Below are 14,834 nucleotides of genomic sequence, written 5' to 3' on the forward strand. Positions count from 1 at the left end.
AAGTCTTTAATTGGCCTTTCCACTTTCAAAAATCGGCTTAATTTTCGGCATCATTTCTGATATGGCATCCTTAGCTGATTTAGTTCCTAACCAGACCTGATCCAATCCAGGATTCAATACATCGCCAATCCGGCTGTAAGTAGGAAGGAAAAACCAAGGCGTAGGATAGGTTGCTTTTAAAGCGTAATCAATGACAGCCGTTTTATACTCTGGCGGATGAACGGGTGATTGCGTCCATCTCTTGATTTTCTCAGGATCCGTGTACCAACTCATTTCCGTCGGCATCCATACTCCACTATCAATGTTAGCTAAGTTTTTCTCAATATCCATTAGCCATTTATACAGCTCAATGGTTTCTTTCGGATGCTTCGTGCTCTTATACACGACCATTGGCGTTCCTGTATTGGTTGTTGCAGGCTTTTTGAAGATTGGAAGCACGCCAATACCATTTTTTAGTCCATTTTTTAGCTGCGGATTAATATTGACCAGTTCCCATTGTCCGGAAGTAACCATCGCCACTTTTTTGGAAAGCAGCAATTGACCAACATCGCCTGGCAATCCAGATGACTGGGCAGCCGTCGGCGAGACATGTTCAATATTCGAGAGATCCGCAATTTTTTGAATCGCTTCAATGGTTTCCGGTTTATCGAGCAAAAGCTGCTTACCGTCCTGACTCACTTCCCCACCGCCATTGGAAATCGCGAAAGGTGTCCAGAAGAAGTCTTGACCATGAGACACGTTGATTCCGTATTGCACAATGTTTTTGGCATCAAAGCCTGCTTCGCCAAGGTGTTTACCGCCCTTATCTTTCGTTAGTTTTTTAGCGACATCCAGCATTTGATCCCAAGTCCAAGCTTTTTCAGTCTCGGCAGGCGGATAAGGAAGCTTCGCCTCGTCGAACATAGCTTTGTTATAGTGAAGAAGGATGATTTCGTTAGCAACACTGTATCCTAGCAATTTACCGTCAGGGGTGACGAATTTGTTGCTTTCCAGCTTCGGTGTTACCGAGCCATCTTTGTAGTACGGTGATAAATCCATCAGGATGTCTGATTCTGCATATTTGAGCGCTTGTGCTTCCAGCATCGTACTGATATCGGGTAGCGTTTTAGATGCGGCCATGGCGCTAAGCTTTGCACCAAATTCAGCGAGTGCTACGTTCTGATAGTCAACCTTGATGTTTGGATGCGCTTTCTCAAAGGCGTCCAAGCTAACTCGTGTTGATTTCGCTTCTTCATTGTTCGCCCAATCCGTGAATCGAATCGTCACTTTCTCTCCGCCGTCCGGCGTTTTCGTTGCTGCCGCAGCTGTCGAACTTGCCGGAGTGTTCGCTGTCGGTGAAGCGATATCGGTGGATGTTGGGGTACTCGTTGAACTACAACCGACCATTAAACCTAACGCTAACGTTGTAACCGTGCTCACTTTTAATCCTTTTCTCAAAGACTTCAAATTAACCCCTCCAAATGATCGTTTATCATTTTCGCTTTTACCTATATATACCATAAACTTTGCAGGTTAAAGCCATTTTTACTTTTCTTTGACCCAAACCGACATTTCACCCTGTCCGCGATTCGCCCATGCATAATATGGAATGAAGGTTGCGTTTATCGTCTCCCATTCATGAGAAGCGTTCGCGATATACAAATGTTCGCCCCACTTTTGTTCCCAATCGTCAGAACGGATTCGTTTAGCCGGGACGGAGATCGTTTGTATACCGCCCAATAGCTCATGGTCGAAATGCTTCCGATGCTCATCCTGGGGTTCCAATACAATCTGGTGCAAGCCTGCTCCATTATCGGTTTCCTCTAAACAATAAACCAGCGGACCACATTGTATGGCGACCTTACCTATCGTTTCACGAACATGTGGATGGCCTTTCATTCGGCTAACCTGCATGGGTAAGATCAACTCCACGCTATCATTGGATTGCCATTCTCTGGTGATATAGACATATCCGTCTCGGACCTGTTCATCCAGTTGGACAGGGATTCCTTGTACGGTCAGCTTAGGCTCTGTGCACCATTTTGGAATTCGCAGTGCTAACGTAAACGTTGTTTTTTCAGCTACATGGATGATGAATCGCACATTCCCGTTCCATGGAAACTCGGAATGCTGATCAATGCTTACTTGTTGTCCCTCGATATCCAGCGTAACCTGGCTGCCTATATATAAGTTGGTGTAAATGGTGTTCCCTTGCGATGTATAAATATATTGTCCTAAAGAAGCAAGCAGCCGAGCGATGTTAGGCGGACAACAAGCACACCCGAACCACCCTTGTCTAAGAGGCTTCACGTGGCTCAAATGATGGTTTTTGAGTATCGCATCCGGCCAGACTTCAAGTGGATTCACATAAAAGAATCGTCTACCATCCTGAGACATTCCACTGATGACGGTATTATATAGCGCCTGCTCCATGATATCTCCGTAATCACTTTTGGCTTCCATTTGCAGCATTCGCTGTGCGAAAAAGATTAATCCAATGGACGCACAGGTTTCGGCATAGGCTGTGTCATTTGGCAAATCATAGTCCAGCGTGAAGGATTCCCCATGTGCCATGGAACCGATGGCTCCTGTAATATACATCCTTTTGCTTACAATATTCGTCCACAGCCTTCGACAGGCTTCAAGCAGTTCCTGATCTCCTGTCTCGGCTGCGACGTCGGCCATTCCTGAACACATGTACACAACGCGAACGGCGTGCCCTTCAGCTGTTTGCTGCAGCCTTACTGGCAAATGGGCTTGATTATAGGTACGGTCATTTACCATATCCAAATCAGGAAAATGAACCTGACCATTCCGACGATGAAGCTCCTGTTCAAAGAAGCTGGGTTCCTTCCCCCGCTCATCCAGAAAATACAGACTTAATCGAAGGTAGCTGTCATTGTTCGTCGTTTGATACAGTTTTACAAGCGCTAGCTCGATTTCTTGATGACCATCATAACCATGAATTTGATCTTCACCGGGTCCGAATACTTCATCAATACAATCGGCTAATCGACAAGCCACATCTAAAATCATTCGCTTTCCTGTCGCATTATAATAAGCAACTGCCGCTTCGATCAAATGACCTGCACAATATAACTCATGACATTCGGCCAAATTCGTCCATCTGCCATTTGGTTCCTTCAGTGTAAAATAAGTATTCAGATACCCATCCTTATGCTGAGCTTTAGCTATAATCGTGATAACCTCGTCAGCCAATTTCTCCAATTCCGGATCGTGACCAGTTTCCAGCAAATAGCTTACTGCTTCCAACCACTTCGCTACATCACTGTCTTGAAATACCATTCCGTAAAACTCACCTTGCTCCAAACTAGCGGAAATTTTAAAATTTTTCATCGCATGGCTAGGTTCTGCTCCTTCAATTCGATCGTTTAACGCTTCCCACTGATAAGGAACGACAACATTCCGAACCAATCGAATATAAGCAGACCAAAAGTTATCTGTGATGCGTACATTCTTCAATGGGAATGGTCTGGAGATTGATAAATTCGCCATGTAGGGGTCCCCTTTATTTTATAAATATGATCTTTTTCGTAAGCGCTTTAATTAATATACTACATGGTGTACCATGGTATTTATATAGCATTTTCCAACCACATTTTTAAAAATATCAACCTTTTGATTGGAGTAAAAAACGATGATGAACTCACCAATTTTACACTTTATCTCCCCTCCCATCCCTTATTTTATTGATTGTGGGCGTTTTCAATATCGGGAAGGAGAACAGCATGTTAGCAGAAGTCAGATCGGTGCTTTTGACCTGATGGTCGTGACAAAAGGAACCTTGCACGTAGGTGAAGGAACATCGGAGTGGGCGATTCAGAAAGGCGAAGCCCTCATATTAAGACCGGATGCGAGTCATTATGGGACCATTCCATGTGCGAGTGAGACGGAGATTATTTGGATTCATTTTCAAACATTTGGCGCGTGGGATGAGTGCAGCAGTATGAGCGATTGCTTGGATAACCAAGCCACGTTAATTGCTAATCATAAGCAAATGGCTTATTTGAATCACAGTGAGGTGTGCTCCGTGTTTATCCCGAAGTATATGAAGTTGTCCCAAAAGGCACTGGATATTTTGGAGCAATTTTTCCAATTGGATGAGGAGCCGAGGTCGCTGCGTAATTGGAAACGGCAAAGTGTATTCCAACAATTCATGCAATTAGTCGATCGCGACCTCGCGGCGTCCTCCGATGTAACGGCGTTCCATCTCGCCGAAAAAGTGGAGCTGTTCATCCGCCAAAACTATACGCAAAAAGTGACAAATTCGCTTTTACAACAGGCATTGAATTACCACCCTAACTACTTGGCCAAATGTATGCTTAAAGTGTATGGGGTTACGCCGATGGATTACTTGTTTCAATACCGAATTGAGCAAGCAAAAAAGCTTCTCATCCAAACCAGATGGTCGATGACTCGAATCGCTGAAGAGGTTGGCTTTCAGCATGGCTCGTACTTCTCGTTCTGTTTCTCCAACAAGGAAGGTATTTCTCCCTTGAACTTCCGTCGGAAGTTTATTAATCATGTATAGCGAAACCCTCGGTCCTCTCAGACCGGCTGGGACAGCCATTCTACTTTATATTAGTGAACCTTCCCAAGCGACTTTTTGGCTGGTCCTTCTATCACTTCACCCTCGTAGGAATAGCGGGACCCGTGGCAGGGGCAGTCCCACGTTCTTTCGGCTTCGTTCCAGTCCACCTCACAGCCCATATGGGTGCAGGTTGTATCCACCAAGTGCAGGGCCCCCTCATGATCCCGGTAGGCGCCTGCTCTTTTTCCGTTAACCTTGACAACAGCCCCTTCATCTTTTTGTAAATCATCCACATCTTTATGAACCATTTCCAATTTGCCGGCGATTAGATGCTTAGCCACATTGGCATTTTGCATAATAAATGTCTTTACACTTGGATCAGCTTTGAATCTTGACGGGGAGAAAAGCTCCTGATAGGGACTTGGTTCTCCCAAAATCAGTTTCGAGTTTAACAAGGCTGCCACAACACTCGAAGTCATTCCCCATTTACGAAAACCGGTTGCAACGAAAATATTAGGTTCATCCTTAAGCTCCTGACCAATGTAGGGCATATTATCGAGCGTATACAAATCCTGTGCAGACCATCGATAGGCAATATCCTTCAATCCGAAAGTTCCTTCGCCAAACGATTTCAACGCATCATAATATTGGAATGTACAAAGGGCCTGCCCCGTTTTATGACCTTCTCCGCCGATCAGAAGCATCGACTCTCCGTTTATTTGCACAGACCTAAGAGAACGTTTTGGGCTTTCAGCACTTAAAAACATCCCATTGGGGATGTCTTTGCTTATTTTTCCTACTACAGCATAGGAACGTTCTGCATGCAGCTTGGTAAAATAGAAACCATTTCGATCATTAAACGGAAAATGGGAGGCGGATACGACGTAATCTGTCGTAATTCGATGACCATCCTTCGTTTTTACAACCGCAGGCTTTCCCTTTTCAACCCCACTAACCGTAGTTTGCTCATAAATTTGACCACCCTTACGAATGAATTGCTCCACTAAAAAGGTTAAAAACGGGACAGGATTAAACTGCGCTTGATTCTCCATCACAATAGCCGCCTTGGTCGAAAACGGAAGCGGTGCTTGATCCACATATCTGCTAGTAATCCCCAATTCCTGGTAGACCCTATATTCGGAGGCTATTTTCTCTACATACTCGTCTGAAGTAGTATAGATATAGGCATCTTCGTCTGATAATTGGCATTGAATGTGATTGGTCTTAACCGTTTGTTTAATAAATTGCAGAGCCTCAAGGTTAGCATCATAGTAAAGCTTCGTCTTCTCTCGACCAAAATGCGCGAGATATTCTTGATAAATGAGATCATGCTGCGCGGTTATTTTCGCTGTTGTATGCCCTGTCGTTCCGTTCATGATTTGTCCTGCATCTACGATAACCACTTTAAACCCTTGATTGGCAAGCAGATAGGCCGTTGTAATGCCTGTAATACCTGCTCCTACTATGGTCGCATCGACCTTTAAATCTGAATGAAGCTTAGAAAATGAAGGAAGTTCGGTCGAGGCTAACCAATACGATTCCGGAAATTGTGGAAATGTTTCAAAAGATGATTCTGTCATCATTTATGTCCTCCTATTTGTACCTTTTTAAGATAAATTATCCAACTTCATCCAAAATTACACCTACTTTTCGCAGACAAGCCGAAAATTATCTTCTCAGCAAACCATCCTGCGCGTCCACGCACAAATTAAATAAGGGATAAGCTTGCTTACCCCAAACCCTACAAATTCTTATGTCAAAAAAAGACTTCCGCCAAAGTTGCGGAAGCCCCATCCCTAAATATCGTTTATTGCAAAAGCGAGTAAATATCGGTATACGTGTAGCCATGTGCGTCAGCAACGGCTTGGTAAGTAACATGACCTGCGGCCACGTTGATGCCCTTTGCAATGGCTTTGTTGTCCAAAGCTGCACGCGCATAGCCTTTGCTTGCAATTTGCAAGCCGTAAGGTGTCGTCACATTCGTCAGAGCCAGCGTAGACGTACGTGCAACAGCTCCTGGCATGTTTGCCACCGCGTAATGAATGACCCCATGCTTCACATAAGTCGGTTGATCATGCGTGGTAATGCGGTCGATCGTCTCGATGGACCCGCCTTGGTCAATTGCTACGTCAACGATAACGCTGCCCGCGCTCATCATTTTGACCATATCTTCCGTCACGAGACGCGGTGCTCGAGCTCCTGGAATAAGGACAGCCCCAATGACCAAATCAGCCCGAAGAACGACTTCGGCGATGTTGTAAGGATTGGACATAATTGTCTTCACGCGTCCTTGGAACTGATCGTCCAATTGACGCAGGCGATCCGGATTCAAATCTACGATGCTGACATCGGCACCAAGCCCGATGGCCATTTTCGCCGCATTCGCACCCACTATTCCCCCACCGATGACAGCCACCTTGCCCGGCTCAACTCCTGGTACACCGCCTAACAGAATGCCTTTGCCGCCATGCGCTTTCTCCAGAAAGTGAGCACCGATTTGAACGGACATGCGACCAGCCACTTCACTCATTGGCGTCAGCAGCGGAAGGCTGCCATTGTCCAATTGTATGGTCTCATACGCGATTGCTGTCACTTTATTGTGAGCTAAGGCATGCGTCAATTCGGCCTCAGGTGCAAGGTGTAAATACGTGTATAAAATCAAACCCTCGTGAAAATAGCTATACTCTTCAGGAAGCGGTTCTTTCACTTTAACGACCATATCTGCCAACCATACTTCAGCTGCTGAGGTAACAATAGTCGCACCTGCCCCTGTATAATCATCATCCGTGAATCCAATGCTTTGACCTGCTAAGGTTTCGACGATAATGTCATGCCCTGCTTTTTTGTAAGAAAGGACGGAACTAGGCGTCATACCAACGCGAAATTCATTATTTTTTATTTCCTTAGGAACCCCAATAATCATTCTGCATCAGCCTCTCTTGTCGATCCCATAAAAAATGGATCAATCTCATCTTGTCTCCAAGTATAAGACCGATCCATGGACGTTCCATTAGACAAATTGTAAAAAATGTTTACAAATTCTTTTCACATTTTCATATCCGGATTCAAAAGCTGGTAAGCCCTTATCCCCACCTGCAGCGCCAAGCGCTTTTCCGGCAGCATGTAGTCGGCTCCAAGCAGCTCTTCTATTTTTTCCAAGCGGTAATAAAGTGATTGTCTGACGATAAAAAGCTGCTGGGCAGCGATTTGCTTGGAGCCATCCGTGTCGAGATACACCTTAAGTGTTCGCAGAAGCTCACTGCCTTTCATCTGATCATGATCGATGATCGGTCCCAAATATGTGCGTACGAAGGATTGTAAAATCTGTTTATCTGGCATGTGAAATAACAATTGGAACACGCCAAGCTCATCAAAAAACAGCACCTTCCCATGCAGTGTTGGAGAGAGCGAAATCGCTTGAAGCGCCTCCTGGTAGCTTTGGTGAGCTTGCATAAAGCTTCGACTGCTTTGTCCAACACCGATAGTTAACTTGATCGCATCCTCGGCCTTCAGATATTGAATGGATTGGAAAACCTGCTGCAGACGTTCTTTTGACGATCGTTTTTTCGTTGATTTATCAAAGGCTACGACTACGAGTCTATTATTTTTCAACGTAATCAATGGATGAAAGGAATGCTGCTCAAAAACAGATCTTACGGCAAGTGAAAGATGAATACCCGAAGACTCCACCCCCTCCTCCTCCGTGTTATCCCCCTCCGCTTGTTCATACTCAAATTCGATCAAGATGACGTGATAGGGAAGCTCGTTAAGCCGCTTAAATTCAGTCCCAATCAATACTTTTATTTGTTCTTCGTCACGAATCCGCAGATGCAGTAGATCATCTACCCAAAGCGTCTGTGAATACAATTTACGCTCCTCGATATAGCGTTTGCGCAGCAAATCCTGTGCGATAGACAATGAGGCTGAGTCCAGAATTAAGTACTCATATTCCTGCGGCTTTCGGCTGAACACGAGGATGATATGCGCCCATGTTTTACCCATAGCCCCAACAGGTTGTACGATAACGGTTTGCCCCTCAACTTCCATCACCGAAGGAGCCGCTGTATTTCCATTGTTCGGGCTTTCGACCAGTCGACTTTCTAGAAAATCCAGCCACTGTCCAGACTCACGGCTCCCTAAATGCGGGATAAACTTCGGTTGTGCATTCACAGGCACATAAATAACTTGGGCTTTGGTACTGCTTTGCAGCAGCCCCAGTACATGAGTAACACCTTGTGAAGATAGCGTCATACGATGGAATTCACGCGATATTTTCTCCAAATCCTGAAGTGCTTTATGGTGTTGATTGATAATATGCGCATGAATATCCTGCGTAATGTCAATGAACCGCACAGCTTGCGGAAAAATTATGAGCGGGAAATGATAAGATTCCGCCGCATGTATCCATTCTTGTGGAACTGAACTCAAGTAATGTCCCATTTCGATGCAGAGGCATGACACGTTTTTATTGATCAACTGCTCCAGATATGTCATGAATAATTCCGTATCGCTCTTGAAGGCAGCCCCTGTCGTAAGGATCATTTCTCCGCCCTGCAGCAGTTGTTCAAACTGTATCACTTCAATGATATGCACCCAGCGGACTAAACGCTGTAATCCCTGTCTACCTGCCGCAATATAGGCTTGCTCAAAAGTGGGTCGTCCCAGCACTTCCTGCAGCGTTAATTGATAATCTTGATTCAAAAGAGTCACTCCACTTTCTTTCCACTCATATCTAAAAGTTATCCACAACCGTCCTATTAGGCTGCTTGTGGATAAAGAATAATTTACAGCTAATTGTCTTATGTTCAATCTAGCTTACCCTCTAAGTTTACACGAAAAAAGCGCCTGTTTCATTAGGAAACAGAACGCTTTTTATTCAACAATCTATTATAACGCTTTATCAATGGCAACGGTTTGCCCTGACCATACCTTCTGAGACGTCCAAGGGGTATCTGCCCCCTGCCAAAATGGATCATCAGCTGGTAATCCTAATGGAAGGAAAACAGCTGAACATAAGTACAGGCTGCCTGTGGAGATATATGTTTCGCCAAGCTCGGGCTGATGTCCGCATAGTCCAATCTTCAGCCAGCCGGCCTCGTCGAAAGTGCCTGGGACTTCAATCAGCCTGCGTATTACCGCACTTAGTGCGCACCTTACTTGTGCTGGCGCAACACCATCCGGTAATTCACGTCTCAGTGTAATATGCGCTAGTGATTGAAAGGCGCCAAAGCGATAGGCAAGTGACCGACCCGTTACAGGAAACGTTCCCTCAGGTGAAATTGATCGCTCCTGAAGGGCCGCGTAACGCTGTGCTCTAATCAAAATATTCTCGCGCATTCCCGCCCAATCTTCATAATGCCCATGAGCATGCTCAATGATATCAACCAACATGGGTTGAATCACGAAGCTGTTGTAATAATCAGCATGATAGTGAGGACCATCGCCGTACATCCCATCCCCAAGGTACCACTGCTCATGCTGCTTAAGGGCAAAGTCCACGCGCATGGTATCCCAATCCTCGCCCATTACACCTAAAGCCGTTTCGGTCATAGCTGCAAATAAGAGCCAGTTGTTGAAACCCGGTTTGCGTGTTCTTGTTGCCTTCAGGGCTTTCACCAGATTGCCCTGAATACGGCTGTCCAAACGATCCCAAAGTGTGTTAGGGGCTCTTAGGATCGCATTAGCCAGAAATGCCGTATCAACAATCGGCTGCATGCCATGGGAAAAGTTCAAAAAATCAGGCGACTCCGGATCTGTCGCCGCATCCAGACCAGCCCGGACCAGCTCGCCGTAGTGAACGCGAAGCTTCTCTTCCTCTGCATCCTGAGCTGGTCTTTCTAGCCACGGTGCCATGCCTACCAGTGTCCGCGCGAATGCTTCAAGATGCGAGAACTGGAGCTGCGCTTCTTTTTTATTCTCTACTGGCATTGTTGCGCGCAGCTTTCTGGATGCCAATGCCTTTATCACAGGATCAGCGATACGAAGCATCGTAGCCAACCAATATGCTCGGTCATTGCCGGCTGCAGCGCGATTATTCATACCAGTAGCCTTTGATTCCTTTTTCCAATCTAACCAAGGCCTCTAAATAGTAGTAATCGCCCCAAATCACGAAATCATCAGGTGCCGCTCCGCCGCGAACGCTATAAGAACCGCGCTCGATGAAGCCTTGTGCATCCGGCTTGCTTGCGTAAGATTTCACTAAGCCAACCATGGAGCGCTGTATCGCATTTTCCAAATAACCACGATCTGCATCATTAGCCGATAAATGCTCCAATAGTTCCAAAGCCCCCGCTGAAGCAATGGCTGAAGCTGAGCTGTCCCGCTTCGTTTCTGCGTTCACAGGCGCATTGAAATCCCAGTAAACAACATCATCCTGAGGCAAGCGGTCAAAGAAATAACGTGCCAAACGTTTAGCTGTTTCTAGGTAAAGCGGGTTCTTGGTGTAGTGGTAAGAAAGCGCGAACCCATAAATTCCCCAAGCTTGGCCACGAGTCCACGTTGAACCATCGCTATAACCCTGCGCAGTCCCGCCATGAAGAGGTTCACCATTCTCTTGATCAAAGTAGAACGTATGAAAAGAAGAATCATCGCCACGAACCAAATAGCGGCGGCTCAAATCCGCATGAATTACGGCAACATCCTTGTATTTAGCATCGCCAGTTTGCTCGTAAGCCCAGTACAGCAAGGGCAAATTCATCAAACAATCAATGATGATGCGGCCCCCATTTTCTTTATCCCCTTCAGGACCCCAAGCTTGAATATATTGACCCTTCGGTCTCCAGCGCTTCATCAGCACATCGGCTGCTTGCAGCGTAAGTTGTTTCGCAGCTTCATCTTTCTCAATAATCCATTGCGCTTTGGAAGATAAAGAATATAAGAACCCAATATCGTGGTGGTCTAGTGCTACATTGTTTTCCAGTCTTTGCTTAAAGTTTGCAACCGTCTTCTGAGCGGCTTGCTGGAACGCTTTGTCACCGCTATATTCGTAGCCTAACCACAAAATACCTGACCAAAAGCCGTCCGTCCAATCCGTATTCGGATTCAAATGATACACATCATTCTCGCTTACGTGAGGAAACAAATCCCCAAAACGTTCGATATTCACTTTCGTTTTTTGCAAAGCATCTTCAATGGCTTGTTTCCACATGATTGATTCACTCCGTTTTAAATGATTTGGTCGATTCTCGTTCTATGAAAGTAAGCGGGACCTCGATCTCTCGTTTCTCACCAGTCTCAGCCTTATTGCCAAATTTATGTAGCAGCTTGTTAATGGCCGTTTGGGCTTGATAGTTATAAGGAATGTCCCAGCTTGATATACCCGGATAACTGTGTTTAGCTATATAATCGTTGTTAATTCCAATAATCTGAAGCTGGTTTGGAATCTCAATCCGCAGCTTATTGGCTGCCGATAAGATTCGTAAGGCTACATGGTCATCAAAAGCAATGATGCCTACGGGTGCCACATGGCGCTGCAGTAAGCTTTTGAGAAAAGCTTCTATATCCAAATCCTTAGAAGTATCCACGATCTCATGATTGACATCGCTTGCATATTGCTCCGTCCCGGCATTGAACCCCATGCGGCGCTGTTCGTCGATAACCTTCGAACCTTTACTGCCTACGTAGCAAAGTGCTTTACAGTCACGTTCCACCAACAATTTAGTGGATTGTTTGCAAGCCTCGGCAAAGCCTAGATTCACTGCACCTAATGCAATATCCTCCGGCCAGTTCCAACCATTGATAAGAACTAATGGCGTACCGCTGTTTACGATCGATCTTGTAGATTCGAAGCCCATTGCTAAACCATGACATATCAAACCGTCTACTCTACGCTGCAGCAAAACTTCGAGATTTCTCCGCTCAATATCCGGATCGAACCCCCCTGAGGAAAATACAGATAAGTGATACCCCGCATTATGTGCTTCAATCTGCAAATGTTCAGCAAGCTGTCCATAATAATTCGTTACCCCCGGTAAGATGAGACCGATCTCATACGTTTTGCTGCGGCTTAACCCCGCTGCCATCGTATTCCGTCGATAACCTAATTGCTCAGCAGCCAATTCGACCTTGTGTATCGTCTCTTTCGACGAACGAATACCACCTCGATTCAGCACATTGGAGACTGTGGCAATGGATACTCCTGCTGCTGCTGCCACTTCTACAATTGTGACTTGTTTGGGCTTGCTCATCCTTGTTTCAACTCCGTTTTGTTAAACGTTTAACATCCTCTATTAGCTTAAATTGAAACGTTTAACCTGTCAAGAGATAAAATAAATAATTTAACACTTTCTCAATAAAAAAAGACCGAACACCCTCTCTCCGAAGGTAGTTCGATCTTCTATTAACGCCTTACTTTTTGTTTTTCTCCAAAATGGCATTCGCATCCTTGCGGAATTTGGCTGCCGCTTCTTCAATCGTTGTTTTCTTATACAAGATCTGCTCGCTCGTCGCTTTTAACAGTTTCTCAATTTCGATGGAACCTACTGGATTAGGAGGATCCATTTGACTGCTGTTTTGTTCAGCCCACGCCACATAATCAAAGATTTTGACTTCATTCGGTGATAAGAGTGGCTTCAGCGCTTCCTTCACTTTGGAGGAAACAGGGACACCGCGGTCACCTTTAATCAATTTGTTCGCTTCAATATCATTCACGAAAAAGCTGATGAATTTCGCTGCTTCTTCTTTTTGCTTAGAGTTATTCGTTACTGAGAAATACATACTAGGCTTCAAGAATAGACCTTTATTACCGTTACGACCAGGGAGCGGAAATAATTCAAGCTGACGATCTTTAATCAAATTGGCTACTGCCAAAAATTGGTTAGACCAACCATTACCTGAAACTGCATTGCCTAGTAAAATTTCATCTTCTTCTGCTACGCCTTTCTTCTGTGACTCTTTGTCGAGTGAAAGGATATAGCCGGCATCGTACCATTTTTGATAACGCTTGAAGTAGTCTACAAGTGGCTTATCATCTGAGAAACCAAGAGCCGTTCCATCTGCGTTGTACATCTTTTGATCGATCGTTCTGAGATAATACGGGAAAAATACTTCATGGCGGACACCGAAACCGCCTATTTGTTTGCCGGCTGCTTTGGCTTTGGCTGCTATCGCATCATAATCTTCCCAAGTCCAATCTTTTCCTGGTACTGTGATTCCTAGGCTTTTGAACGTATTCACATCTAATGTCGTATTTAGCGCATTAACCCCTAAGTTCATAGCCACAAGTTTACCTCCGACTTCACCGCCGGATATAGCATTAGGGCTGATCGAAGAGACATCGAGAAGGCCATTTTTCGTATATGGCGTGAGATCAGCTAACTGATTTTTCCCCCCATACTGCGAAAGATAAGAGATATCCATCTGGATAACATCTGGTAATTGGTTTGCAGAAGCCTGAGGCGCAAGCTTTTTCCAATAGTCGTCAAATGGTGCGTATTCCGCTTCAATTTTTACATTCGGGTGCTGTTTCTCATAAAGCTCGATAACTTTCAACGTGTAATCGTGACGCGCTTGCCCTCCCCACCAAGCAACACGAAGCTTAACAGGATCTTTACTTGGTGCGGTGCTCGGTGCTGTCGTCGCCGTTTTGGACGGTTCGCTGCTAGCTGCTGTTGTTGACGTTTTAGTGCCTGTGGAACAAGCTACTGCCGTGAACATCATAGATAGCGACAGAGCTAAGGTGAAAACTTTTTTCATCTCTATTCCTCCCCTAAATGAGTCGATCGAATTTGGGTAACGCTTACATGTTTATTATCTAACTTTCGGAAGGAAAGATTAATGCAGAAAATAGTGGTGTTTGTTCAAAAAACAGTGATCATTGGCTCCAATCTCAAAACAGGCTTCTTTAACTGACATTCGTCCATGCATTTCAAATGCCATTGAAATACAATAGTCTATCTTAATGCAGAAGGGAGCGAATTGGAATGGGTTATGCTGCAGGAGGTTGTTATGGCGGTGGTCTGGGTACAAGTACAGGTGTAGTCTTGGTTCTCTTCATTCTTTTGGTTATTATTACTAGCGCATTTGTATTGTAATTCGTAACAAGCCTTTAAAAGAATGCAACATTCGTAGGAAGTAATTTGGATACCATTCAACCCATTCTCCCCCCCAATCTCTCCACTTGTCCTTATTGATTTCTTGGCTATTGAGGAGCCCACAAATTACGATGAAAGGAGTGACTGAATATGGGATATGCAGCAGGAGCAGCAACAGCAGGCTACGGCGGGTCTAGTTCAGCAGCAGTATTGGTTCTCTTTATTTTATTGGTTATTATTACAATGACTTTTGCATTGTAATACGACGTATT

General features: G+C 45.0%; 12 protein-coding genes. 3 read left to right on the top strand and 9 right to left on the bottom strand.

The annotated features are described in order from the left end of the window. Positions 1-6: 6 nt before the first annotated feature. Positions 7-1,446 (bottom strand): ABC transporter substrate-binding protein, encoded by a 1,440-nt coding sequence (locus QFZ81_RS21985; protein ID WP_307604701.1) that lies wholly within the window; start codon positions 1,444-1,446, stop codon positions 7-9. Positions 1,447-1,524: 78 nt separating this feature from the next. Then, on the bottom strand, positions 1,525-3,495 hold the full coding sequence (locus QFZ81_RS21990; protein WP_307604703.1) for a glycoside hydrolase family 127 protein: 1,971 nt from the start codon (positions 3,493-3,495) through the stop codon (positions 1,525-1,527). 142 nt (positions 3,496-3,637) lie between these two features. Between QFZ81_RS21990 and QFZ81_RS21995 the strand changes: the two genes are divergently transcribed. Next, positions 3,638-4,531 (top strand): AraC family transcriptional regulator, encoded by an 894-nt coding sequence (locus tag QFZ81_RS21995; protein WP_307441465.1) that lies wholly within the window; start codon positions 3,638-3,640, stop codon positions 4,529-4,531. Positions 4,532-4,581: 50 nt separating this feature from the next. On the opposite strand, the gene QFZ81_RS22000 is transcribed toward QFZ81_RS21995, so the two are convergent. The 7 genes from QFZ81_RS22000 to QFZ81_RS22030 form a co-directional block, all read right to left on the bottom strand. Next, complete coding sequence (locus QFZ81_RS22000; protein WP_373463697.1) at positions 4,582-6,114, bottom strand: FAD-dependent oxidoreductase; 1,533 nt, start codon at positions 6,112-6,114, stop codon at positions 4,582-4,584. A 224-nt stretch (positions 6,115-6,338) separates the two neighbouring features. Beyond that, positions 6,339-7,454, bottom strand: a complete 1,116-nt coding sequence (gene ald, locus QFZ81_RS22005) for an alanine dehydrogenase (protein WP_307604705.1) — start codon at positions 7,452-7,454, stop codon at positions 6,339-6,341. Positions 7,455-7,576: 122 nt separating this feature from the next. Beyond that, positions 7,577-9,232: a PucR family transcriptional regulator gene (locus tag QFZ81_RS22010; RefSeq protein ID WP_307604707.1), complete on the bottom strand. Its 1,656-nt coding sequence runs from the start codon at positions 9,230-9,232 to the stop codon at positions 7,577-7,579. A 186-nt stretch (positions 9,233-9,418) separates the two neighbouring features. Continuing rightward, positions 9,419-10,570 carry a DUF2264 domain-containing protein gene (locus QFZ81_RS22015; RefSeq protein WP_307604709.1) on the bottom strand — a complete coding sequence of 384 codons (1,152 nt, stop codon included), beginning with the start codon at positions 10,568-10,570 and terminating at the stop codon, positions 9,419-9,421. Further along, complete coding sequence (locus tag QFZ81_RS22020) at positions 10,563-11,678, bottom strand: glycoside hydrolase family 88 protein (RefSeq protein ID WP_307604710.1); 1,116 nt, start codon at positions 11,676-11,678, stop codon at positions 10,563-10,565. Before QFZ81_RS22020 ends, QFZ81_RS22015 begins: the two co-directional genes overlap by 8 nt. Positions 11,679-11,685: 7 nt before the next feature. Then, positions 11,686-12,717: a LacI family DNA-binding transcriptional regulator gene (locus QFZ81_RS22025; RefSeq protein ID WP_307441455.1), complete on the bottom strand. Its 1,032-nt coding sequence runs from the start codon at positions 12,715-12,717 to the stop codon at positions 11,686-11,688. Between the two features lie 160 nt (positions 12,718-12,877). After that, the gene (locus tag QFZ81_RS22030; protein ID WP_307441453.1) at positions 12,878-14,224 is read right to left on the bottom strand and encodes an ABC transporter substrate-binding protein; all 1,347 of its coding nucleotides are present in this window, start codon (positions 14,222-14,224) and stop codon (positions 12,878-12,880) included. Positions 14,225-14,451: 227 nt separating this feature from the next. On the opposite strand from QFZ81_RS22030, the gene QFZ81_RS22035 reads away from it, so the two are divergent. Both QFZ81_RS22035 and QFZ81_RS22040 read left to right on the top strand, forming a co-directional pair. After that, positions 14,452-14,562, top strand: a complete 111-nt coding sequence (locus tag QFZ81_RS22035; RefSeq protein WP_307441451.1) for a YjcZ family sporulation protein — start codon at positions 14,452-14,454, stop codon at positions 14,560-14,562. Positions 14,563-14,712: 150 nt separating this feature from the next. Continuing rightward, positions 14,713-14,823 (top strand): YjcZ family sporulation protein, encoded by a 111-nt coding sequence (locus QFZ81_RS22040; RefSeq protein WP_307441450.1) that lies wholly within the window; start codon positions 14,713-14,715, stop codon positions 14,821-14,823. Positions 14,824-14,834: the final 11 nt, after the last annotated feature.

This window comes from Paenibacillus sp. V4I9 (genome assembly GCF_030817295.1).
GTDB lineage: Bacteria > Bacillota > Bacilli > Paenibacillales > NBRC-103111 > Paenibacillus_E.